Source organism: Ruegeria arenilitoris (assembly GCF_013032445.1).
GTDB classification, from domain to species: Bacteria; Pseudomonadota; Alphaproteobacteria; order Rhodobacterales; family Rhodobacteraceae; genus Ruegeria; species Ruegeria arenilitoris_F.
Map to the genome: position 1 here is coordinate 37,499 of NZ_WQCA01000017.1, position 24,330 is coordinate 61,828.

Annotated in this window: 20 protein-coding genes; 8 read left to right on the forward strand and 12 right to left on the reverse strand. The window is 56.3% G+C overall.

Annotated elements, in window-relative coordinates; genetic code table 11:
- Window positions 1-17: 17 nt before the first annotated feature.
- From GOW98_RS20510 to GOW98_RS20540, 7 genes are all read right to left on the reverse strand, one after another.
- Complete coding sequence (locus GOW98_RS20510; RefSeq protein ID WP_170335538.1) at window positions 18-827, reverse strand: IclR family transcriptional regulator; 810 nt, start codon at window positions 825-827, stop codon at window positions 18-20.
- Between the two features lie 112 nt (window positions 828-939).
- Window positions 940-1,899 carry a substrate-binding domain-containing protein gene (locus GOW98_RS20515; protein ID WP_170335540.1) on the reverse strand — a complete coding sequence of 320 codons (960 nt, stop codon included), beginning with the start codon at window positions 1,897-1,899 and terminating at the stop codon, window positions 940-942.
- Window positions 1,900-1,981: 82 nt separating this feature from the next.
- Window positions 1,982-3,268: an ABC transporter permease gene (locus GOW98_RS20520; RefSeq protein WP_217359667.1), complete on the reverse strand. Its 1,287-nt coding sequence runs from the start codon at window positions 3,266-3,268 to the stop codon at window positions 1,982-1,984.
- A gap of 23 nt (window positions 3,269-3,291) precedes the next feature.
- Window positions 3,292-4,842, reverse strand: a complete 1,551-nt coding sequence (locus GOW98_RS20525; RefSeq protein WP_170335542.1) for a sugar ABC transporter ATP-binding protein — start codon at window positions 4,840-4,842, stop codon at window positions 3,292-3,294.
- Window positions 4,843-5,532: 690 nt separating this feature from the next.
- The gene (locus tag GOW98_RS20530) at window positions 5,533-5,772 is read right to left on the reverse strand and encodes a hypothetical protein (protein ID WP_170335544.1); all 240 of its coding nucleotides are present in this window, start codon (window positions 5,770-5,772) and stop codon (window positions 5,533-5,535) included.
- A 129-nt stretch (window positions 5,773-5,901) separates the two neighbouring features.
- Window positions 5,902-7,059 (reverse strand): aromatic ring-hydroxylating oxygenase subunit alpha, encoded by a 1,158-nt coding sequence (locus tag GOW98_RS20535; RefSeq protein ID WP_170335546.1) that lies wholly within the window; start codon window positions 7,057-7,059, stop codon window positions 5,902-5,904.
- A 102-nt stretch (window positions 7,060-7,161) separates the two neighbouring features.
- Window positions 7,162-8,067: a LysR substrate-binding domain-containing protein gene (locus GOW98_RS20540; RefSeq protein ID WP_170335549.1), complete on the reverse strand. Its 906-nt coding sequence runs from the start codon at window positions 8,065-8,067 to the stop codon at window positions 7,162-7,164.
- 136 nt (window positions 8,068-8,203) lie between these two features.
- On the opposite strand from GOW98_RS20540, the gene GOW98_RS20545 reads away from it, so the two are divergent.
- Window positions 8,204-9,148: a PDR/VanB family oxidoreductase gene (locus tag GOW98_RS20545; RefSeq protein ID WP_170335551.1), complete on the forward strand. Its 945-nt coding sequence runs from the start codon at window positions 8,204-8,206 to the stop codon at window positions 9,146-9,148.
- A gap of 186 nt (window positions 9,149-9,334) precedes the next feature.
- Window positions 9,335-9,529, forward strand: a complete 195-nt coding sequence (locus GOW98_RS20550; RefSeq protein ID WP_170335553.1) for a MarR family transcriptional regulator — start codon at window positions 9,335-9,337, stop codon at window positions 9,527-9,529.
- Between the two features lie 75 nt (window positions 9,530-9,604).
- Here GOW98_RS20550 and GOW98_RS20555 read toward each other — a convergent pair whose 3' ends face one another.
- Entirely contained in the window at window positions 9,605-10,603 is a 999-nt protein-coding gene (locus GOW98_RS20555; protein ID WP_170335555.1) for a GlxA family transcriptional regulator, read from the reverse strand.
- An 87-nt stretch (window positions 10,604-10,690) separates the two neighbouring features.
- A complete protein-coding gene (locus GOW98_RS20560; RefSeq protein WP_170335556.1) occupies window positions 10,691-11,377 on the reverse strand; it encodes a TetR/AcrR family transcriptional regulator in 687 nt (228 codons plus the stop codon).
- A 193-nt stretch (window positions 11,378-11,570) separates the two neighbouring features.
- On the opposite strand from GOW98_RS20560, the gene GOW98_RS20565 reads away from it, so the two are divergent.
- The 3 genes from GOW98_RS20565 (at window position 11,571) to GOW98_RS20575 (ending at window position 17,717) form a co-directional block, all read left to right on the forward strand.
- On the forward strand, window positions 11,571-13,085 hold the full coding sequence (locus GOW98_RS20565) for an SGNH/GDSL hydrolase family protein (protein ID WP_170335558.1): 1,515 nt from the start codon (window positions 11,571-11,573) through the stop codon (window positions 13,083-13,085).
- A 436-nt stretch (window positions 13,086-13,521) separates the two neighbouring features.
- Window positions 13,522-14,556 (forward strand): efflux RND transporter periplasmic adaptor subunit, encoded by a 1,035-nt coding sequence (locus GOW98_RS20570; protein WP_367646877.1) that lies wholly within the window; start codon window positions 13,522-13,524, stop codon window positions 14,554-14,556.
- 56 nt (window positions 14,557-14,612) lie between these two features.
- On the forward strand, window positions 14,613-17,717 hold the full coding sequence (locus tag GOW98_RS20575) for an efflux RND transporter permease subunit (RefSeq protein ID WP_170335562.1): 3,105 nt from the start codon (window positions 14,613-14,615) through the stop codon (window positions 17,715-17,717).
- A 92-nt stretch (window positions 17,718-17,809) separates the two neighbouring features.
- Here GOW98_RS20575 and GOW98_RS20580 read toward each other — a convergent pair whose 3' ends face one another.
- Window positions 17,810-18,163 (reverse strand): Rieske (2Fe-2S) protein, encoded by a 354-nt coding sequence (locus GOW98_RS20580; protein WP_170335564.1) that lies wholly within the window; start codon window positions 18,161-18,163, stop codon window positions 17,810-17,812.
- Between the two features lie 17 nt (window positions 18,164-18,180).
- Entirely contained in the window at window positions 18,181-19,263 is a 1,083-nt protein-coding gene (locus tag GOW98_RS20585) for an amidohydrolase family protein (protein ID WP_170335566.1), read from the reverse strand.
- Between the two features lie 126 nt (window positions 19,264-19,389).
- Between GOW98_RS20585 and GOW98_RS20590 the strand changes: the two genes are divergently transcribed.
- The 3 genes from GOW98_RS20590 to GOW98_RS20600 all read left to right on the forward strand — a co-directional run bounded on the left by GOW98_RS20590 (window position 19,390) and on the right by GOW98_RS20600 (window position 23,162).
- Window positions 19,390-20,265 (forward strand): LysR family transcriptional regulator, encoded by an 876-nt coding sequence (locus GOW98_RS20590; protein ID WP_170335568.1) that lies wholly within the window; start codon window positions 19,390-19,392, stop codon window positions 20,263-20,265.
- A 78-nt stretch (window positions 20,266-20,343) separates the two neighbouring features.
- Window positions 20,344-21,402 carry a hybrid-cluster NAD(P)-dependent oxidoreductase gene (locus GOW98_RS20595; protein ID WP_170335570.1) on the forward strand — a complete coding sequence of 353 codons (1,059 nt, stop codon included), beginning with the start codon at window positions 20,344-20,346 and terminating at the stop codon, window positions 21,400-21,402.
- Between the two features lie 83 nt (window positions 21,403-21,485).
- Complete coding sequence (locus GOW98_RS20600; protein WP_170335572.1) at window positions 21,486-23,162, forward strand: BCCT family transporter; 1,677 nt, start codon at window positions 21,486-21,488, stop codon at window positions 23,160-23,162.
- Window positions 23,163-23,270: 108 nt separating this feature from the next.
- Here the strand turns inward: GOW98_RS20600 and GOW98_RS20605 are convergent, their stop codons facing one another.
- Window positions 23,271-24,248: an HpcH/HpaI aldolase/citrate lyase family protein gene (locus tag GOW98_RS20605; protein ID WP_170335574.1), complete on the reverse strand. Its 978-nt coding sequence runs from the start codon at window positions 24,246-24,248 to the stop codon at window positions 23,271-23,273.
- Between the last annotated feature and the right edge of the window lie 82 nt (window positions 24,249-24,330).

A 24,330-nucleotide genomic window follows, 5' to 3' on the forward strand; every position in this document is an offset into this window, starting at 1 on the left:
GGGTCACTTTTGAGTGACTATGCCTGATACCAAGGAGTACGGGGCAGGGGCATTCTGGTCGCAATACTGGCCTGAAGCTGCGAAGCAGTTGTTTTTAGTGCCTCGATTACCAAGTCGCACCGATTATCAATGAGAGCACTGGCAAAATGTGGAATGGTCAGAGATGCGATCACGGATTGACCCATGCCATGCCGAATGGGGGCCGAAATCTCATTGATTGCGTTGCTCTCAGGGCTACTGAGCGAGATAAACCCCTGATCCGCACAAGTCCCAGCATGGTCGGAGAATTCCTTCCGTCCTTCCGCGTTTTGGTCCGGGGCAATGCGTTGCAGCAACGCCAAACGTTCGGCTTCCAATTCAATTTCCGACAAGAAACAGGCCCCGGCCGAAGTTGGAAAGATCGGGTTGGTATATCCGACCTGCACGGTCACACCATAGTTTTGCGACGACGAAACGCTGTTGATCACAACCAGATCGCCCGTGCCGCTAGGCACCCAAAGATGGTTGGACAACTCAGTTTCCTCAGCCAAGCGCTCCATATATGGCTCGGCCAGTTCCGCGAGTTTGCTGTTGTCTGTGCGTTCACCTCCCAGCAGTGCAAGCTTGCCGGTCAGTTTGAAGAGATCATCTTCCTGCCGCTCAATATAGCCTCGCTCTTCCAGCACGATCATCATGCGGAAGATTTCGTTCTTCGACCGACCAATGCCATTGGCGAGCTGCGAAAGGGTGGGGGCCACGTCCGAAAGCGACAAAAACTCGAGAATATCCAGACCCTTTTCCAGTGCGGGCGCTGAATATTTCTGAAGCTTTGTCTTTGGCTCGGTCATGCAATTCACCTCGTTTCGTCTGCTTTCTCAAAAAAGAGGGCAGGGGCGCAAGCCCTTGCCTGCCCGGCCGACCATCCCGACAGGGAGGAGAAAGATCGTCGGCCTTACCTGATTATTTCAGACCATTCTTTTTCAGGACGTCATCAGCGTTTTCCGAAGTGATTGCCTCGGTGCCCATGACAACCTCTTTCGGAACTTCCTCACCCTTGAGATGCTTAAGCGCCTGACGCAGACCTTCGGCGCCAGGAGTGGGGTACAGGAAGGTGGCCGACAGTTCGCCATTGGCAACCCAAGTCACACCTTCGCCCGGAAGCGCGTCAACACCGATGAAAATGATGTCATCCGCCCGGCCTGCATCCTTAGCTGCCAGATATGCCCCATAGGCCATCGGATCGTTGTGTCCGTAGACCATGGTGATGTCTTCAAAGTTGCGCAGAGCCGTCGACATAATGTCGTAAGCCTGATCCTGCTTCCAGTCGCCGGATTGCTGGTCCAGCAGGAAAGAAACGCCGTCTTCACCTTCGAAAGCTTCATGGAAACCATTGGCCCGGTCATGTGCAGCTTGTGTCCCCAACCCACCCCAGATTTCCACGATAGTGCCTTTCGCGGCACCCGCTCCGCCAAGTTGATCGAGCGCGAACTTGCCGGCTTCCCGACCGATCAGTTCATTGTCGCCACCGACCCATTGGACGAACTTGTCGGTGTCCACGTTGCGGTCCAAGACAAATACGGGGATGCCCGCGTCGGTCGCTTGCTCGACTACACCGGTTAGACCAGCGGATTCTTTGGGCGAGATCAGGATCGCGTCGACTTCCTGCCGAATGAAGTTTTCAACATCGGCCACCTGCTTTTCCGTCCGGTCATTCGCGTCGGCGATGATCAGTTCGACATTCGCATGCTCGTCCGCCTCGGCACGCAGGTCCTTGTTGAACTGAACGCGCCATGGCTCAACCGTGGTGACTTGCGAAAAACCGATTACATAATTGTCAGCCGCCAGCACCATCGAGGCCGAAAACGAGGTTGCGAGCGCGGTGGCAGCCATCAGGCTCTTGCCAAATGTTCTTCTTTTCATAGTCTACTCCTTAGTCATGATGCGGGTTTCTCCAAATTCCCGCGTACTGATTGCTCTGACCTTGGTCCGCCAAGATCTGAGGTCAGAGCCTCCTCCCTCTGCCCAGGCGCTCTTTCGCCATGACAAAGATCTCTTCAAATCGCCCTCCCTGAAGCAGGACGGCGACCACGATGATGATGCCCTTCAGCACCAGCTGCGTGTTGCTGTCGATGTTGTTGAGCTGCAGGATGTTGCTGAGGAACCCGAAAATCAGTACCCCAACAAAGGTGCCCATGATGGCCCCGCGACCGCCCATCAGGCTGGTTCCGCCGATAACCACGGCCGCGATCGCATCCAGTTCCAGCCCCAACCCAGCATCCGGTTTGCCTTGCCGAAACTGCGCGACATAGAGAACACCTGCCAACGCAGACAGTGAGCCTGCGATGGCATAGGTTACAATCTTGTTGCGACCCACATTAATGCCCGCAAGACGCGCGGCTTCTTCATTGCCGCCGATAGCCATCAGGTAACTGCCGAAAGTCGTGAACCGGGTGATCAGAAAGAACACCAGCAAAACGCCCAGAAAGAACAGGCCAGGCACTGGCACCACGCCCCACAGCAATTCGCGAAGGGCTTCAAAGTTCTCGGTGGCATTGCTACCAGTATAGACCGGATACACCGCAGTATCCTGTCCGGCGATGACACGGGCCAGACCCAAGGCCCCGACCATCATTGCCAGCGTCACAATAAAAGGCTGCAACCGGCCATAAACGATCAGGGCACCGTTCACTGTCCCCATAACGGCCCCGATACAGGGCACCACGATCAGGACGGCCAGAACGCCGAATTTTGGCATGACCTGACCTGCCAGCCAGATCATGACGCCAATCGCTACTGCTGCGGCCACAACCCGGCTGAGCATCCGCGAAGGCGCGCTTGTCGTTGCCGCCGTCTCAGCTTCCCGGGTCAGGTTGTTTTGTACAAAATAGATCAGCGCGCCGATGACGACGAACAGGACAATCCCGGTCGCTGGGACGCCGAAATAGCTGGCGGCCGTCCAGCCTTCCTGCGTCAGTAACATGGCGCAGATCACTGTCCCCAGTGCCATGACCGACCCAACCGAAAGATCGATTCCGGCGATGAAAATCACCATAGTCATGCCTACGGCCACAATCCCGGTGACCGAGACCTGTCGAAGAACATCCGTCAGGTTACCCAGCGACAGGAAGATATTGTTGCCTTTCGACGACAGCGGAGAGGTCAGCGCCCCGAACAGTATCAGGGCAAACAAACCCCAGTAGAGTTTCGTCTTGTTCAGCAAGTGTATGAACACCGAACTGGTCTGGTGTTCTTTCTTTACTGTATGGCTGTTGGGTTCCATAACGGTCATGTCTTTTCTCATATCCGGATCGGTCAGCGAAATTGCATCGCCAGGGCTTTGATTGCGTCCACACTCATCTCGTCACGCGACAACTCTCCGGCCAACTGTCCTTCGCACAGGACAATCATCCGGTCGCACACGGCCATGAATTCGGAGAGTTCGGAACTGGCAAACAGCACCGAGATGCCTTGATCCGCCAGCCGTCCTACGAGATCGTAAATCTCATCCTTTGCGCCGATATCGATGCCTCGGGTGGGCTCGTCCAAAAGCAAGACGCGAGGCTGCGTCGCCAGCCATTTACCCAGCACAACCTTTTGCTGGTTACCGCCGCTGAGCTTTCCGACCGGATGCTCGGGGCCGGTGGCCGCAACCTTAAGCGTTTCGATTGCCTGCAGCGCCTGTTTGCGCTGTTCGGCCTCGGAAAACCGTCCAAAACGGGACTGCAACGGCATCAGCGGCAACGCCACGTTTGATGCGATTGAGCGATCAAGGATCAGACCGTTCCCTTTGCGATCTTCGGTGATCAAAGCCAATCCGTTTCGTACCCCATCCTGAGGATTAACAGGTCGTAGCTGACTATCTGCCAGCGTTATCTCACCCTGATAACTGGCACCTCTTGCGCCGAATAATGTTTCCAGCAACTCAGTCCGGCCGGCCCCCAAAAGACCGCCGATACCCAGAATTTCTCCGCGCTTCAGATCAAACGAAACGTCGTCTAGCACTCTACGCTTGCCGTCCCACGCCGACAGGTTCGCAACCTGCAATACGGTTTCATCCGTTGCCGGGTTCTGCCGTTTGACCGCATTGATCTCGACCGTGCGTCCCACCATCATTCGGATCAGTTCGGCCGAGGTCGTCTCGGTTGCAAGTCGAGTGCCGATCAGGTCGCCATCACGCAAAACCGTAACCCGATCCGAGATTTCAAACACCTCATCCATGCGGTGAGAGATATAGACAACGGCAACACCCTGCAGGGCTAGGTCACGCACGACTTCCATCAGAATGTCAGCCTCGGCCTGCGACAGGGCGGACGTGGGCTCATCCATGATCAGCAGCCGCGCGTTCATCAGCAAGGCGCGAGCTATCTCAACCAGTTGTTGCTCGCCGACACGCAAGTCTTTGACAGGTGTATCGATGTCCAATGTGAACCCAAAACGGGCCAGAGCCTTGCTGGCCTTGTCCCGCAGCGCTTTGCGGTCGATGAAAGCGCCAAACTTCTTAGGCTCATGACCTAACAGCACGTTCTCGGCCACGGTCATCTCGGGGATCAGGCTCAGTTCCTGATGCATGATGACGATGCCATGTTTCTCGGCATCCCGGGGCGCATCGAATTCAACGGTTTCTCCGTCAATCTGAAACGTTCCGAAGGTCGGTTTCTGCACGCCGCTGATGATTTTCACCAGCGTGCTTTTACCAGCCCCATTCTCGCCCATCAGCGTGTGAATTTCACCGCCTTCGAATTCCAGCGTCACATCACGGAGGACAGAAACACCTGAAAAGGACATTCCGATCCCATCCAGGGATAACGTAATCTGGCTTTCTGTACCCTGCCTCGCCCGCAAGGCAGATTGGTGTGTCGTCATCACGGCGCCTCCCCACGCTGTGCAAACGAGCCTCCATGGATCGTTTCATATACGAAACCACGTGTACCAGTGAAGCGTCAAGTGTTTTTCTGGATTCGGTATTGGACAGTTGAAACAGCTGCAATTTACTAGACTGCAAAGTTGATGGGTGCCGCAGGCTTTAACTAGGCCGCTATGTCTACGGGGAGCCGATAAGGATAGGTGAGGAGCGTGCAATTTGAGTGGCTAGCCAAAATCTCATCGGTCAAGCGATTGAGAAACGCCGTGTATTCTATAACGCCGGGCAAGACGTAGCAGGTCATATCCTAGCAAAACACCAGACGGTTTTTTGCGCGGGACAACAACATGTCGCGAAGGTCCGCATACCGCGCGGCGCAGTCCATATCACGGTGCTTCCACACAATCTGTTCACTGCCAGATTCTCAACACCCGCCAGTTCAATCTTGGTCGAGCGCATGAAGGAGAAATCCTCGGTCGCCAGTGGCGCATTGGTCAATCTTTGCAGAGTCTTACGCGAATTCGCATATTTTTGTCTTGCGCGTTTTCGTGTCGTTGGATTTCTTTCACGAACCGGGCACTGTCGACAATGTCCACATAATTCAAGGTAAGGTGAGGGGACCTGAACCCCGGGGTTGACGGAAGCAAAACGGGTGCATTGCATCAGAGCGCAGTTTTTACGCTGCTGTGGGCTCAAAACTCCAAACGGTGCGCGCGGCCGCGTTCAAAGAGTTTTTGGTTCAATTCATCCGCTTCGGGTGCACCGTATTCCAGCGCAAAGACAAAAGCATGAGTCAGATAGAAACAGGCGGCGTCATGATCCTGACGCTGCTCTGCCTGATTTGCCGCCTCGTGATACAGGCAAATCAAGGCAGGCACATCATTGTCCGCATGTGCCTGCAGCAATTGTTTATCCAGCGCGTCCTGATCCACGGTCAGCCTTTCAGCGAGATCGAAATGTTCTTGGTACGGACGTAGTTAAAAAGCGCCTCAAGCACTTGTCCGCTTCAAACCACGATCTGACCAGAAAGTTCCTGGTCAGACCGTCGTTCAGGAATTCGCTCATGCTTCGGCGCGACCTTTTTCGACCTGGGTCGCGACCCAATGGTGAAAGCAATGTGTTGGCCCATCCATCACTGGCGAGAAACGACCGCCGTCGAACAGAACGCCGTGGCGTCCCTTTTGCATCCCTTCGACCACGAACACGTCTTCCTGAAACACGGTGTTCCACAACGCCGAGTTCTTTGCGCGCAGCGCCTCGTGCTGTGGTGCATCTTCAGGTTTCTTGGCGTAATAAAGTTCGATATGCTCGATCGTCTTTTCCTGCGTCACTGGCTCGAGGATAAAGGCAAAGCCGTGGTCGCGCTGCACACCCAGCATGACGTTCGGATAGACTACGATATACTCTGCGCCTTCGGTCCACTTTTCGCTGAGGTTGTCGAAATCGTTAAGCTTCTCGCCGTCCTGACCTTCGAACTGTCGATAGACATAGGTGCCCTGACCGGAATATTTGCCCAGTTCGTTGATGTTGTAGTGATCCTCGAGACGGGAATAGCTGTTAAGACCGGGGTGTACCCAGGGCAGGTGATAGCTTTCGCAGAAGTTTTCGACGGCCAGTTTCCAGTTCGCGTCCAGTTCCAGACGCACCGAAGCACCGGCGCCACCGTGATACATCGGCTGTTCGAATTCTTTCCAGCGCTCCATTAACTCGCAATGGACCTCTTCGAACTCTGGTGCGTTGCCGTCTACGTTGACGAACACAACGTCGCGCCAGACGTATGATCGAATGCGCATCAGACCAAGTTCAGAAAAATCCAGATCCTCGTGGGTGTTCTGGCCTGGGCCACCGACATGGGGGGCAGTGCGCAGCTCACCATTCAGGCCATAGCACCAGCTGTGGTAGGGGCAGCGGATCGCGCCGCGGATTTTCTGAGGTTTGTCAACCAGGATCATGCCACGATGGCGGCAAGTGTTCTGGAACACACCGATCTCGCCATTGCGGTCGCGGACCATCAGGATGGGCATTCCCATGAAATCAACGGGTTTCGCATCACCTGCCTCGGGGATGTCCTTGCCAAATCCGATACCGGACCAGTTGGCAAACAAGACGGCCTCACGTTCCTCGGCAAAAACGGCGGGGTCGATATAATGCGCGTTCGGCAGCCCCTTCGCTGTGTTTACCGGGGTCAGAACGGACGAAAGCGATGCGTGCTTATTCATCAGTCACTCCTGAGTTTTTCAATGGCTGTGGCGTCATCTCCCATTGGCAGCGCGACAGGTACGTCTTCAATACTAAAAATCCTAACCGAAAAGTGAGGCTGGCTAAACCGACCCCTCCTGTACTTCGTCCAACAGCCATTTTTTGAGGGCCAGCGCACCCTCGGAAAGGTGCTCATCCTCGCGCCCCACCAGATAGAAGTTGTTCGGGGCGGGAATGCTGAACTCTTCAAGTGCCACCAGTTTGCCCGAGCTGAGCATCGGTTGAACCAGACGCTTCCACCCCAGCGCCAGACCGGCGCCTTTGCGCGCGACCTGCAGGGCCAGCGCATAACTATTGACCCGAGATTGCGCCGGTATATTGCCGGTAAACCCAAGTTCGTGAAACCATTCTGGCCAAGTGGTCCATGTGTTGTCCTTGGTTTCCAGATGGATCAGCCGATGCTGTGTCAGATCGCTGAGGCTGGCCCCCTTCAGCTCAGTCGCCATTTCGGGGCTGCACACAGGGGTCAGAGTGTCGCGAAAAAGCTTTGTATGCGGCAGTGAGGAATTAGGGTCCTGTCCGTAGCGGATGAAGAAATCCAGATCGGGGCGATCCACAAAGGCTGTGTCCTGCGCCATCTGGTTCACTTTCACCTGCGGATGGTCCTGCCAGAACCGGATGACGGAGGGCGACAACCATAAGGCGGCAACTGCGGTGGTCGACCCGACGGTTGCATGGTTTTCGGAATCACCGGTGCGAATTTGCTCCAGCACTTTGGAGACCTTGAGAAAGGATGTTCCCAAAACCTTGTGCAGCGCCGCGCCATCTTCAGTCAGCTCAACACCCCGATGCTTGCGAACAAAAAGCGGCGCGCTCAGTTCGGCCTCCAGTGCCTTGATCTGGTGGCTGACCGCGCCGGGGGTGACGGATAATTCGCTTGCCGCTTCCTTAAAACTCAGATGGCGTGCGGCTGCTTCAAAGGCGGACAGGGTCGCAAGAGGGGGCAGATTGTAGTGGCGTCGTGACATAGATGCTGCGTTGCCTTGGGCTTAACTTGAGCTTGCTTCAACCGAATATGAGAAATTTTGCAATTGAAAACCATGTTTTTTTCTGCAGCTTTGACCATGGTTTCGAAACCGGCAAATCACAATGATGGGAAGCCAGATGAACACACAAGTCGCGCGCCTTGTCAGAAAAACGGAACTGAGCCCGGACACCTCGGATTTTTGTTTCGAAATTCTCAATGGCCGGTTCACCAGCCTTGAGCCCGGCGCGCATGTGGATGTCCATCTGAGTGACGATCTGGTGCGCCAATACTCGCTGTGGAGCTGGAGCCAGGATGGCCGCATGCTCAACGTCGCCGTCAAACGCGAGGATGACGGGCGTGGAGGGTCTCGGACCATGCACGAATTGGAGGAGGGCGTCGAGCTTGCCATTGGCGGGCCGCGAAATCACTTCCCGCTGGAAAGCCATGACCGACACGTCACCCTGATCGCAGGCGGGATCGGTGCCACCCCACTGGTGGCAATGGCCCGCGAGTTGCTCAACCGTGGACAGGATTTTCGGGTCTACTATCTTGTGCGATCTCGGGATTACGCCGCGATGGATAAACAGTTCCGCGCGCTGGGGCTGGATGAGTGGTATCACCTGCATTGCGACGATACCGACGGCCCGTTCGATCTGGCAGCGGTGACGCAATCCATGCCGATGGGAGCAGACGTCTATACCTGCGGCCCCGAACCAATGCTGAACGCCGTATTGGAAGCTGGCACCGCTCTGCGCGGCGGCGCGATCCATTTCGAACGGTTCGCCCCCGCATCGGATATCGAACACGCGCCCAATGACAGCTTTGAAGTCGAAGTTCAGTCCACCGGAACCGTTTACACGGTATCAAAGGATGAAACGATTCTTGAGGTTCTCAAAACCAACGGCGTCCATGTGGATTTCGGATGCTCCGAGGGGCTCTGCGGATCCTGCATGGTCGATGTTGTCGAAGGCGAAGTGGATCATCGCGATGGCATTTTGACGCCCGAGGAGCAGGCCACAAACAGCTTTCTTTGTACTTGTGTTTCGCGCGCAAAATCCAATCGTCTGGTGCTGGCACTGTAGTAACAGGCGCGCTCCGGACCCGCATCGTTTCGACATTTTGGATCAGAGCCGCCACAGCAATCTGCTCCTCACAGACATTGCCGCCCAATTCCTTGGGCGTGGCCAGATCCAGTACTAACTTGGCAACGTCGATTGTGCCTTTTCCGTCGCGGCCACCCTTAGCGGAACGATGAGCTGTATAAGCAGATGATACGGATATTTTGCCCTCCTTTATCGCTAGCGCTCTTAAAAGCCGACAACCGCTCAGTAGGCGGGTTGGGCGACGCGCTTGCCTTGGAAAGCAATACGGCGACCCCACTTCTCAAACGGATGGAAAGTGCTGATCTTGTACGACGGCTTCGCAACCCGCAAGACGAACGCGGCAGGATGATGCCGAGTTAAGTGCGCTGCGAGATCAGATCCTGACGCTCACGGCGCGTTTGCGATCAAGCGTCTGACCGGAGAATTACCGAACGCTCAATCGGTTCTCTTTTTGTTTCTAAGTTGATAGGGGGTTTCACCGAATTCCGCCTTGAAACACCTTGAGAAATGGCTTGGCGTTTCAAATCCTGTGGCCAAGGCGACGTCGATGATCGGCTGCGACGACTGAATGAGCAGCCGATATGCTTCTCTCAATCGAATTTTCCGATAATGCTGTTTTGGAGTGATACCCAGATACTTCTTGAACAACCGCTCGATTTGCCTTCTCGATATACCTGCCTGATCCGCCAGAACGGCGGGCGAAACGGGCTCTTCGATCTGTTCTTCCATCGCGGCGATTACGCGCGACACGGTACGGTTTGGTACAGTCAGACTGTTGGGGATGCTTGTGTCCACGGACTTCTGAAGCTGCCTCAGCGGCGTATAGCACATGCATTCCGCTACGCTGCTCGCGAAGTCCGTGCCATGCTCCTGCTCAATGAAGTCCAGAAATAGGTCGATGGCGGAAACGCCGCCTGAGCTGGAACACCGCAGGGAGTCAGAGACATGGGTCTGTCGGATGAGTTCCACCCGCGGATGCGTTTCCTTGAAACCGGCCCGGTACCAGGAGTGAATTGCAGCGGTTGCGCCATCCATCAACCCTGCCTCAGCCATCAGTATAGCCCCGGTGCCCAGTCCGGTGACGCGCACGTTGCCACGTGCCAAACGCGCAAGGCCGACTTCTAGCTCGAAACTGTCCAGCTCAAAGACGTGCTCGCCAGAAACTACGACAATGTCCCGGGCTGATGGGACATCCTTCAGTGCAACATCAACATCGACTTCGCATCCAACACTGGACCGAACAGCCTGTTTCGTGGTGCCACAAATGGTCCAGTCATAAATCCTCTGATCCGCAACAAGGTTCGCGTTTTGCAGCGTCTCAATAGCGGAAATCAGCGACAAATGCGAAAAATGCGGCAGCAAAACAAAGTGAAACAGATGCGGTTTCGGGCCGGAATCTGTAACTGGGCGGTCTTGTGAAACAGACGGTTTCATTCAGGCCAGGAGCGTGATTTGTTGTTTTTCTTCAATAATGATTGGTCCTGTCAGCTTAGTCCAGCGAGTGTTACCTGATCCATCCGCTCAACTACCGACTCTATAGCGGGACAGAAAAGTTTTGACGCAATCCTCAATCGTTTCCCGCTGACTGGAATATCTTGGATCAGGTTCTCCCATCAGAAGAATGGGCCAAAAGATCAACCCATACAGCATAGAGAGGAGTTGAATTGAAGCCTGGTCGGCATTTCCAGCCGCCAATGCTCCGTTTTCCATCGCACCTTCGATAAGCTCGTAGACCTGCTGCGTTTGTTCCAGTGCGATGTGAATGACTCTTTTGGCAAGTTCGCGGTCGTGAAGGTACTCGGGCAACAGAATTGTCATCAGGTCCAGAAACTCGCGGTCTGTCACGGTTCTGAAATGTATTTCCACCGCCTCGATCAACTGGGTTTCGATCGGCACATCGGGCTGGAAAGGCGTCGATGGGATATCGGACAGTTTGCCAAGCGCTGTTTCAATTATGGATTCAAAAAGCGCCTCTTTGCCAGCGAAGTGCTTATAAAGCGTTCGGGTCGAGACTTTTGCCCGCTGTGCGATTCGCTCAATCCGCGCGCCGTCATAGCCCTTTTGAACAAACTCCTCCATTGATGCACGGAGAATGTCCCTTTTTTTCCTATCGCTAAGTGTCTCGCCCATTCCGTTCTCGAGTAAAGTAAAAATTTTCTTTTTCCGCGTTTGTTTTATTGGTATGCGTGTGCATACCGTAGTGCACATACGGTTAACCTAAACTGCATGTGGAGTGCTGTTTAGCCAAGTTCCGGTATCGGTTGTCTGTTCCTTTTTTCCCGACATTTGCATGAGCCATCACGCAACGAAAGGGGAGAGTGCGCCGTTTTTTTAGAGGAAACCGGGTGAATGCCTTGGCTTCGAAAGATTCCGCCTGCGGAAACTGGAGGAGAAGAACTAGATGAGCAACTTTCAAACCGATAGCATTGTCTTCTTCGGAGATAGCTACACGGATGGTGGGCGACTGACACAATTGGTGTCAGCGGCAACGGGCCTTGGCTTTAACCCACTTTTGAATCCGGAGATATTTACCGAAGGTCAGGCAAATAACGGGTTCAACTATGCCAATTTTTTGCCCGTAGAACTGGGGCTGGATGACAGCAACGTACAGAATTTCGCGGTCAGTGGAGCGCGCGCTTTGGTTGACCGCGATGTGGCAGAATTCCTTAGTGCAGTTGGTTTAGAAACCGGTCCGGATGCACCGGAATCGTCCGTCAGGGTTGATCTGGACGCTCAGGTTTCGGACTATCTGGCTTCGTTGCCGGAGGGTGAGGCCCCGGATAATGCGACGGCGTCCCTTTTCATGGGCATCAATGACGTGAACGCGCCGGATTACCCCGTCACCGGTGATTCAGTGGAAGCTGATGCCAAGGCGTATGGTGACCGCTTGTATGATGAGGTTCAACGCCAGGCCGAGCGTCTCGCCGACGCGGGCGTCGATAACCTGATCCTCTACACAATACCCAAACAGGGCGATCTGCCGCTACAGTTTGGCTTTTTCCCAGCCGATGTTCTCGCCGCATCTGACATCGCATCTGCGCATTTCAATGACCGACTGTTGAACGAGGTTAACACCTTCGAAGATCTTGGACTGAACGTAAAGGTGATTGATTTCGCAGAACTGTTTGACGAGGTGCGTGGGGACTTTACCACGTTCGGCTTCCAGGCATTCGACGATCCGCAAACTCTGGATTTTGCAAACTTCAATCCCGCAGTGGATGGTATCCCCGAGGATCAGATCGCTATGACGGATGTCATCCACCCAGCAGAAAAGTTCAACGAGGCTATGCTGCAGTTCGAGTTGGGCTTGCTGAACGGCAACAGCGAGATCGGCACCTCTGGCTCGGACTTCCTGAAAGGTACGAAAAGCAAGGACATGATCCTTGGTCGCGACGGCAGCGACTTCATCAATCTGGGCCGCGGTGACGATGTTGGTCTGGGCGGTCTGGGTGCTGACATCATCAAAGGTGATCGCGGCGACGATCTGATTTCCGGCGGCAGTGGTGCTGACCTGTTGAAAGGCGGTCGTGGCGACGACGTGATCGCGGATGGGGCCGGTGACGACCGTACGATAGGTGGCCGCGGCGACGACGTTCTGATTGATGGGCTGGGGTCGGACGTTCACCTGGGCTGTCGCGGTGACGACGTGTTTATCTTTACCGAACAATCGCTGTATGGCGCTGATGACTCAGCGGATAGCAATCTGTTCGTCGGCGGCAGAGGAGACGATCATCTATTGCTGCGTCTGGAAGAGGACACGGCAGCCGCCTACGAGGCCGGTGACATCAGCCTAGAGGATCTCGGTATCAAGGCACGTGGCATCGAGAGTGTCGAAGTCGTTGTCGGTCTGGACCTTCCGGAATACCTCGTAGACAACCCGCTTGTCGCAGACGCGCAGGACTGGGGTTTCGTATAAAACTCGACACGTCAAAAGCGGAGCCCTACACAAATGGGGCTCCGTAACTTTTTAGGCATTGAACTGTACTAAATTGCATCTCGCCTGATCGAGATATGTTAGGGTGTTCGAAAATGCACAAGGACATGTGAAGACGGGAAAATGGACATGTTCTTTGTAAAATGCTTATTGCAAATTTAAATCTGGAACTTCATGAAAGCAGAGTACCACGGAGTGTCAGTTCGACATATGGGCTCTCTGTAGTGCCTCACCAGACCAAAAACGCCATGGATCCTGCGCGGTTCGAAACACCAACCAACGCACGACCGTAATTTAAGACACAAGACACCGAGCGGAGACGCAAAAGATGCTCAGAACCCGAGGCTTCCTGTTTACGTCATTGGCTGTATTGCTTTCCGGATTAACTTCATTGGCGGCTGCACAATCAAGCAACCCCGTGCCAGTGACAGTTGTGACGCTGGAGGCGCAAGATGTGACGCTGTTTTCCGAACTACCAGGCCGCGTTGCCGCGTTAGGGGTGGCCGAGGTCAGGCCGCAAGTGTCCGGGATTGTCGTTGAGCGCCTGTTCCAGGAGGGGGGGACGGTCGAGGAAGGCGATGCGATGTACCGCATCGACGACGGCGTCTATGATGCTCAGGTTCAGCAGGCCAGCGCGAGTGTCGCTCAGGCCGAGGCCCGTTTGACTGCGGCTGAAAAGGAAGAAAAACGCGTGGCAGAGTTGCTCTCGCGCAATGTGGCCAGCCAACAGGCGGTCGATAGCGCTGTGGCCGAAAGGGACGCAGCACGGGCCGCGTTGCTGGTGGCAAAAGCGCAGCTTCAAACCGCAAAAATCGACCTTCAACATACAGTTGTCCGCGCGCCACTTTCTGGTCGCGTCGGTCGGGCTCTGGCAACGCAGGGCGCGCTTGTCACCGCTCAACAGGCTGAACCGCTGGCAGTTATCCGGCAGATTGAACAGGTTTACGTGGACGTCGCCGTCTCGACGCAGGATGTACTGCGCTTCAACCGAGCCATTGCATCGCAGACGGCAGCGCTGCAGTCGATCGACCCGACGGTGACAGTGTCGCTGGCGGACGGGTCGACCTTTGATCAGACCGGAACGGTTCTTGCAGCCGAGCCGCAAGTTGATCCGCAGACGGGTGTTTCGGTTCTGCGGATCGAATTCCCCAACCCCAATCAGATTGTTCTGCCGGGCATGTATGTCACGGCGCACCTTCCGGTCGAAGTTCTACGGGGCGCGGTGCTTGCACCCCAGCAGGGTGTTGCGCGCAACAGGCGCGGGCAGCCAACGGCGATGGTTGTGGACGAGAACAATACCGTGGCCGAGCGAATTCTGACTGTTCGAGGAACCGAGGGCAACAAATGGATCGTAACTGACGGTCTTGAGGCCGGTGACAAACTGATTGTCGCGGGGCTGCAAAAGATCGGGGTCGGCGTGACGGTTGCGCCAACTGAGGAACCCGAGTCCTGAACCGCGCTGCCGGATTGAAACGCTCAGTGTCCCGCAACCAGATGTGAAAGTTCCCCATGGCACGTTTCTTTATCGACCGACCTGTTTTCGCATGGGTCATCTCTATCCTGCTAATGGGCATCGGCACATTGGCTGTCTTCAACTTGCCGGTTGCGCAATATCCGCAGATCGCCCCTCCTACGGTTGAGGTCACCGCTTCATATTCCGGAGCGTCCGCCGAAACCGTAAACAACACCGTGACGCAGGTGATCGAAGAGCAAATGACCGGGCTGGATGGGCTGCGATACATCAACTCGTCTTCGACCTCGACCGGGTCATCGACTGTGACGCTGACCTTTGAAACCGGTACCGACCCGGACATTGCGCAGGTGCAGGTGCAGAACAAGCTGAGCCAGGCAACCCCGCTGTTGCCGGAAACTGTTCAACGGCAAGGGGTTATCGTTGAGAAATCCTCGGGCGGGTTCCTTCTGGTCGCGGCGCTTGTTTCAACCGATGATCGGCTCGATGCGGTGGATTTGTCAGACTATATGGTATCGAACATGGTCGATGAATTCAGCCGTTTGGAGGGTGTCGGCAACGTTCAGGTCTTTGGTGCGCAATATGCGATGCGGATCTGGCTGAACCCCGAACAGTTGGCGGCATTCGAACTGACACCTACGGACATTGTGCAGGCTGTGTCGGAAGAAAACGCCCAAGTCTCGGCCGGGTCTTTCGGTGCATTGCCTGCGGTCGAAGGGCAGGCGTTGAATGCCACGATCACGGCGCAGTCACTACTGTCCACACCCGAGGATTTTGAACAGATCGTGGTGCGCGCGGAAACTGACGGGGGGCTTGTCCTGCTGCGTGACGTGGCACGGGTCGAGATTGGGGCCGAAAGCTATACTACGTCCGCGTGGTTCAACGGCAAATCCACCGCAGGCATGGCCATTCGGCTGGCCTCGGGCGCCAACGCGCTGGATACGGCGGAACGTGTGAAGCACAAGCTTGAAGAAGTTTCGGCCTTTTTCCCGGACGGCGTGGAATACGTCGTTCCCTATGACACCACGCCCTTTGTCGAGATTTCCATTGAGGAAGTGGTTCACACGCTGATTGAGGCGATCGTTCTGGTTTTCCTCGTCATGTTCCTGTTCCTGCAGAGCTTGCGCGCGACGATCATTCCGACCCTCGCGGTACCGGTTGTACTATTGGGCACCTTTGCGATCATCTCGGCCTTTGGTTTCACGATCAACACGTTGACCATGCTGGCAATGGTTCTGGCCATCGGTCTGCTGGTGGATGACGCCATCGTCGTGGTCGAAAACGTCGAACGGATCATGGAGGAAGAGGGACTTTCTCCATACGAGGCCACAAAGAAATCCATGGGCCAGATCACCGGCGCGCTGGTCGGGATCGCCTTGGTGCTGTCCGCCGTGTTCATCCCGATGGCGTTCTTTGGCGGCTCTACCGGGGTCATTTACCAGCAATTCTCAATCACCATCGTCTCGGCCATGATGCTGTCGGTTGTGGTGGCACTGACCCTGACGCCCGCCTTGTGCGCGACGCTGTTGCGCAAGCCTGATCATGATAAGCGCAATCGCGGGCTGTTCGGGTGGTTCAACCGCGGCTTCGACAAACTGACCGAGAGCTATTCGTCTCTGGTCGGTTTTTCGATCCGGCGTCCGCTGCGCGTGGGGCTGATCTATCTGCTGATCGGTGCCGCCATGGTGTTCCTGTTTGCCCGCACGCCGACCGGCTTTTTGCCTGAAGAGGATCAAGGCATCCTGTTCACTCTGGTTCAGGGCCCAACCGGGTCCACCGCTGAGGCCACCGAGGCCGTGCTGGAAGAGATCGAGCAATACTACATGGAAAACGAGGCGGAAAACGTTGCCTCGGTCTTTACCGTGCGCGGTTTCAGCTTTTCCGGTTTGGGCCAGAACATGGGTCTGGCCTTTATCAGCCTGAAGGATTGGGACGAGCGAAAGACCCCGGATCGCAGCGCTCAGGCCATCGCGGGCCGGGCCTTTGGAGCATTTTCACAGATTCAGGAAGCCTTCGTGTTTCCCGTTGTTCCTCCTGCGGTGATTGAACTTGGTAACGTCAGCGGTTTCGATTTCTACCTGCAGGCCCGTGATGGCCAAAGCCATGAAGAGCTGATGCAGGCGCGAAATCAACTGATGGGTCTTGCCGCCCAAAGCGAGACCATCGGTTCGATCCGCCCAAACGGGCTTGAAGACGCAGCTCAGTTCAACATTAATCTGGACTGGCGCGCCGCTGGTGCGATGGGACTGTCCGCACAGGAAGTCGGCGAGCTTCTGTCTGTAGCATGGGCTGGTCGCTACGTGAACGACTTCCTGGATCGAGGTCGGATCAAGCGCGTCTACGTTCAGGGCGACGCACCCTATCGCATGGTCCCCGAGGATATCGAGGCCTGGCGGGTCCGCAACGATTCAGGCGGGCTGGTACCGCTGTCGAACTTCTCTTCTGCGAACTGGCAATTCGGTCCGCAAGGGCTGTATCGCTATAACGGTTTGTCGGCCATTCAGCTGCAGGGCAGCCCTGCACCAGGTTTCACCACTGGTGAAGCCATGGCCGAGATCGAGGCGTTGGCGCAGCAATTGCCGCCGGGCTACCAGATCGCCTGGACGGGCCTGTCGCTTGAGGAACGGGAATCCGGGGATCAGGCGGGGATGCTTTATGCGTTGTCCCTTGCCGCCGTGTTCTTGTGTCTTGCGGCGCTATATGAAAGCTGGACCATTCCTTTTGCGGTGATGCTGGCGATGCCGATTGGCGTCACCGGATCACTGGTCGGGGCCTGGCTCGGTGGGTTCGAAAACGGCGTGTACTTTCAGGTCGCGCTGCTGACGGTAATCGGCCTGACCGGCAAGAACGCGATCCTGATCGTCGAGTTCGCCCGTGACAAGGTCGCCGCCGGAGAGCCGTTGCTGCAAGGGGTCAAGGACGCCGCGCATCAGAGGTTCAGGCCAATCCTTATGACCTCGATGGCGTTCTCACTGGGGGTTCTACCACTGGTCCTGTCCTCGGGCGCGGGGGCAGGGGGACGCACGGCTATGGGGTCCGGCGTGATGGGCGGTGTCATTTCGGCCACTGTCCTTGGCGTTGTCTTTGTGCCGGTCTTCTTTGTGATGACCTACCGCGTGGCCAGACGAGTAACGGCTGATTAAAAAGGCGCTACCCGAAGTCTTGGGCAGCGCCAGTAAGTCACAACTGACAGGGAGACAGTTGCTCAGTTCGGAGGAAGCTCAGACGCGAGTCGTCAGATGTGGACGTAAAGCTCGTCCCCTTCCTGCGAGACGTCAAAGCGGCGCGTCTTGATGGACGAGTCCACCAGAAACTCGCCGCTGCGGATGTCGAATTCCCATCCGTGCCAGGCACAGCGGACGATCTCGCCAGCCCGGTCATAGACGAACTCGGTCGAGTCGGTTTCACGGGTGGTGCCGCAAACCGGCCCTTCGCACAGGGCGGCACCCTTGTGGGGACAGATGTTCAGCAGGGCGTGATAGCCGTCATCCAGTTTGAACACGCCGATGGGCATGTTCGATACGGTCACGATTTTGGCCGCGTCGGTGGGAACCTCATCGGTTTTGCAGGCGAAAAGCTTGTTTGCCATGGTCGAAGGCTCCTTCTTTATTCAGCGGCGTGCGCCATCGGGCGCGGCAGGCGGGTGTAGACGTCCAGAGCGTTGAGCCCGAAGATCTTCTCGCGCCATGCAGGCGGGACGTGCAGTTTGTTGACGTCGTCGTAATCCCAGTGCGGATAGTCCGACGCAAACATCAGGGTGTTTTCGCCATCCATCGCCTCAAGCGTGGCCCACAGGTGCTGGATGTTTTGGGGTTGCTCCAGCGGTTGGGTCGACATACGAATGTTCGACTTGAAGTACTCGGACGGCAGACGCTTGAGCCACGGCGTTTCTTTGCGCAGCGCCTTGTAGTTCGCGTCCAGACGCCACAGAACCGACGGCACCCAGGCGACGCCACATTCGATGATCACCACTTTCAACTCGGGCCATTTCTCGAACACGCCATGAGCGATCAGGCTGGCCATGTGGGTCATTGCCGTCTGTGGCAGGATCGCGTGGGTTTCCCAGAAGAAGGTCGAAGGCCCGGCCCCAACAGGGTTTGAGTTGATGCCACCCTGTCCACCAAGGTGCATGGCAAACGGCAAGCCCATTTCGGCACAGGCTTCGTAGATCGGGTGATAGAACGGGTCGCCATAGGGGCGCGCGGCGCCGTGGCTCACCAAGACTTGAACAATGCGAGGATGACCGCCAACGCGGCGAATTTCAGCAGCGGCGAGGTGCGGGTCCTGCGGCGCAACTACAATTGAACCCCAGAACCGCTCGTCCTTGGGCAGCCAGTAATCGATCATGTAGTCGTTATAGGCTTTGCACAGCGCATTAGCGTAAAAGGGGTTGGCCAGTGTCGAGGCTTCGATCGGCTCGTCGCCGGTCAGAATCGCAACGTCGATATTGTATTTATCAAGGTGCTTTTCTTTCATGATCAGATAGTTATCATCTTCCTCAACCGGGTTCACATCATGGCGGGCAAAGCCCTCGGGGTGGAACCAGGGGCGGTGGCCGTGGGGGAAAGCGCCGCGTGGGCCGGTGCGCTCACCGCGGACAAACATGTCCTTGAAAAGACCTTCCATATAGGGTTCCAGAACCGTGGCGCTGCACCAATAATTGTGGCAGTCGCAATCGACGATGAACATGAACTTCTCCTGTTGCTGGCGCCAAAAGGGCGGGCTTTTTAGCTTGTTCAACGACGCTTGATATCTGCGAATTTTTGACAAATAAATGCAATTGAAACTCATCTATCAATCGAGATTTCCGATTAAATGAACCGTCAGTTGTTAGTGACCTACATGGATGTTCTGGAGACGCGGAACTTCAACCGCACCGCCGAACGTCTGAATGTGACCCAATCTACGGTCAGCGCCCGCATCCGCCAGTTGGAGCAAGAGCTGGACACGCGCCTGTTCGAGCGCGGGCGGGGCGGGGCCGAACCCACGGCTTCGGGGCGGCGTTTTGAAACTCATTGCCGGTCACTGCTGGCCGCCTGGAGTCTGGCGCGGCGCGATGTAGAGGCTGGTGGCGGTGGCAACAGGCAGCGTTTGCGGATTTCGGTTCAGTTTAGCCTCGCGCGATCGGTGCTGATCGACTGGACCAAGGTGGTCCGGGAACGCACCCCGCATCTGGACCTGTATCTCGAGGCGAACTTCTCGCAACAAATTCAGCGGGATGTTCTGACTGGCGAGACCGATATCGGCATCGTTTTTGTCCCGCAGCAGGCGCCGGACATGTTTGTCAGTGAATTGGGCAGCGAAAGCTATGTGATGCTGTCCACCGATTGTGACCGGGTCCAGGATGTCCCCTGGTCACGCTACATTCAGGTCGCCTACACGTCTTATTTCGATCGCCAGCATGACGAGGCCTTTTCGGATCAACCGCAAAGCTCGACCCTGGTGGGCAGCGATGATCTTGCGCTGGATTTCTTGAAAGCCAATGGTGGAACCGCCTATTTCCCCGGCTTTGCCGCCCCGGGTCTGTGCGCAGAGTATCCGACATTGCAACGGGTAACGGATGCTCCGGTGATCCCGCAGCCCATTCACTCCATCGTACATGTGCGCAAACGCCATGACCCGCTGGTGGCGCAGGCCGTCACCCTGTTCAAAGAACTGATCCAGTACCGATCAATCGTTTTAACCGATTAATACCGCAATTCTGCGCCGTTTTTCAGTTCCACCGCACCATTATCCTCGCGCGAACCCTATTCTGGAGGTTTCCGCAAGATGCTCGTCGCGACGGACAGTCCGTTTTCCCTGAGTTCAGCCAATAACCAGCCCTGCTATGCGGGCGGGCCAGCCACTTTGACCTGCAAAGCGGTGATCGACGAAACGCATGACAGCAAGACATTCGTTTTCGAAGACACGCAAAGCCGCAGTTTCGACTTCAAGCCCGGCCAGTACGTGACCTTCTGTTTTGAGATTGAGGGCAAGCAGCATGTACGCGCCTATTCGATCTCGTCCACGCCGACCCGGCCCCACAACATTCAGGTCACCGTCAAACGCGTGGCGGGCGGTGTGGTGTCCAACTACCTGAACGATCAGATGAAACCGGGGATGGAGCTTGAGATCGCCGACATCACCGGCGGCTTCAACTGGGTGGATATCCCCAGCGACAAACCTCTGTTCCTGTCCGGTGGATCGGGCGTCACTCCGGTCATGTCGATGCTGCAATACGTCACTGACGTGACCCTGCCCAAAGACATCGTCTTTGTGCATTTCGCGCGCTCACCGAAAGACATCATTTTCCGCGATCAGCTGGAGTTTCTTGACCGACGTTTTGCCAATGTGGCCGTCCACATGATCGTGGATGAGGCCGAAGACGGGTTCGTGGGCGAAACCGGTCAGATTTCGTCTGATCTGCTTCAGCGCCTTGTGCCCGATCACGCCGAGCGCAGCATTTTCATGTGCGGCCCCGAAGGTTTCATGAGAGCGGCCCGCGACGTGGCCTCGGTCATCCCGTTTGCTGCGGTGCACGAGGAAAGCTTTGGCGAGAAGATCACCATCGAAGAAAGCACCGGTACCGGGGGTGAGGTCTATTTCTCGCTCAGCGGTCTGCATGGTCACGCCGCCGAAGGCGAAACCCTGCTTGAAGCAGCGCTGAATGCCGGGGTTTGGATCGATTCCGCCTGTCAGCAGGGTGTTTGCGGCAACTGCAAAGTGCGCCTGACCCAGGGCGATGTCGAAATGCAGGACATGGGCGGGCTGCAGCCCGGCGATACCGAACAGGGCTACGTTCTGGCCTGTTGCAGTTGGCCCAAAGGACCGGTTGCGCTGGACGCGTGACCGGCAAGAAACGCAACAAAAACAAAAGAAAGCGGAACAAACCGTTTCCTCGGAAAATAGGCAATCCAAAGGGAGAACTTAGGATGTCAAACGACGACAATAAAATCGCGGAGCCGTTGACGGATCTGCCGATTAAAACCGCAGATACCGGGTTTTATTCGGGGTTCAGCGTTGACGTGACCGTAACGGCAAAGCTCGCGGTAGGCGGCCTTGTAATTTGGGCGGTCGCCTTCCCCGAGCAGGCCGGAACGGTCTTGTCCGGGTTCAACAGCTTCATCCTGTCCAACTTTGCCAGCTGGTACATCTATGTGATGGCGCTGTTCGTGCTGGTCTGTATCGGATTGGCGATCTGGCCCGCAGCGGGCCGGTTGAAAATCGGCATGGATGACGATGTGCCAGAGTTTTCGAACTTCTCGTGGTTTTCCATGATGTTCGGGGCCGGGATCGGCGTCGGGATGCTGACCTGGGCCGTGGCCGAACCGGTCTATCACTTCAAAAACAACCCGGATGTGATTCAGGGGCTTGCGACCGAGGCAGGGGCGGACAACGTGCTGAACGCCTATAAATGGTCCTATCTGCACTGGGGCTTCTCGGCCTGGGCGTCTTATGCGATTGCCGGGCTGGGTCTGGGCTATTTTGCCTATCGACGTGGTCTGCCGCTGACCATCCGCTCGTCTCTGACGCCGCTGTTCGGCTCCAGCCTGTCGGGTTGGCTGGGTCATGCCATCGACATCGTTGCGGTAATCGCCACCATTCTGGGTGTCGCGCAAACGTTGGGATTTGGTGTCGAGCAGTTCGTGGCTGGCATGGCACGGATCGGAATCGGCGACTGGCTGCTGAATGACCAAGGCACCGCCTCGTCGGTCGGGATTATCTTTGCCATCGTCGTCATCATGGGTGCATCGACCTTGTCTGCCCTGTCCGGCGTTGGCAAAGGCATCAAGTGGTTGTCGAACCTGAATATGGTTCTGTCCATCTTCCTGCTGTCTTTCTTCCTGATCTTCGGCTCAACCTTCTTTGGCCTGCACGCGCTGTTTGTTGGCGTCTGGGAATACCTCCTTGCGCTGCCGGGTATGCTGTTCACCGTTTTCCGCGGTGATGGGGCCGGAGGCGTTGCAGATAGCCTCGAAGGCTGGCAGGGTGGCTGGTCGGTATTCTACTGGGCCTGGTGGGTGGCGTTCGCCCCGTTTGTCGGCTTGTTCCTTGCGCGCATCTCGCGCGGCCGTACCATCCGCGAGTTCGTATTGGGTGCAGTGATCGTGCCCGCGATCATGTGCTTTGTCTGGTTCTCTTTCGCGGGCGGCACCGCAATTGATCTGGAACTGAATGGCGGCGCCAATGACGTCATCTTCAGCGCCTCGGATGGCGATAAGATCTTTGCGATGACCGGCTTCATGCTGGGCGAACTGATGGGCTGGATGATGGCGATCGTGATCGTTGTGCTGCTGATGACCTATCTGGTGACCTCGGCGGACTCGGCTGTGCTTATCGTCAACACAATCAACGCGGCGGGCGACGAAGGTCCGAAGGCACGGCCCCACATCATCTTCTGGGGTGTAGCCCTGGGTATGGTTGTGGCTGCCCTTCTGCTGGTCGGTGGCCTGAAGGCGATCCAGACCGCGATGGTGATTGGCGCGTTGCCGTTCTCACTGGTGATGGTCCTGATGTGCATTGCCTTGATCAAGGCGATCTGGCGGGACAGCATCCGGTCTTCGCATGGTGTGCAGAGCACCTTTGCTGAAACCGAAGAAGTCAATTAACGAGACAAGGCCAGCCCCGACGGGCTGGCCAAATCCACGCGGTTAACCGCACAAAAAAACTGCGAGGGCGCATACCCTCGCAGTTTCTGTTTTTGAGGCTGATACGGTTCAGGCTGCCGCGATCTGGCCCGCTTTTTCCACCAGCACCTCGGCCTGACGGATCGAGGCATAGTCGATCAGGCGACCATCCAGTGACACCGCGCCTTTGCCTGCGGCTTCGGCCTCGGCCATTGCAACGAGAATGCGCTGCGCCTTGTTGACCTCAGCGTCCGACGGCGACATCACCTCGTTCGCAAGCGCGATCTGGCTGGGGTGGATCGCCCATTTGCCTTCGCATCCCAGAACCGCCGCACGTTTGGCTGCGGCGCGATAGCCGTCCGGATCCTGGAAATCACCGAATGGACCGTCAATCGGGCGCAGACCGTTGGCGCGGGCAGCAACCACCATGCGCGCCAGCGCATAGTGCCACATGTCACCCCAATGGGTCATGCGACCACCATCCGCATCCGCATCTGTCAGAACCGAATAGTCGGGGTTCACGCCACCGATGATGGTCGTTCGCGCGCGGGTCGACGCCGCATAGTCGGCAACGCCGAAATGCAGGCTTTCATTGCGCTTCGAAGCAGCTGCGATCTCGCTTACATTCTGCATCCCCAGCGCCGTTTCGATAATGTGCTCGAACCCGATGCGTTTCTTGTATCCCTTGGCGTTTTCGATCTGAGTGACCAGCATATCGACGGCATAGACGTCGGCGGCAGTGCCGACTTTGGGGATCATGATCAGGTCCAACCGCTCTCCGGCTTGTTCGACCACATCCACTACATCGCGGTACATATAGTGGGTGTCCAGACCGTTGATCCGCACCGACATGGTCTTGTTACCCCAGTCGATATCGTTCAGCGCTTCGATGATGTTCTTGCGCGCCTGTTCCTTTTCATCTGGCGCAACAGCGTCTTCCAGATCGAGGAAAATGACGTCCACATCCGATTGCGCGGCTTTTTCGAACATACCGGGCTGACTGCCCGGAACGGCCAGCTCGCTGCGGTTCAGGCGGGCAGGGGCTTGTTCAATGGAATGAAAGCTCATGGTTCGGGTCCTTCAACTTACAGGTTTGGATAGATCGGGAATTTGGCGCAGAGGTCTGCGACCTCGGCTTTGACCTTGGCTT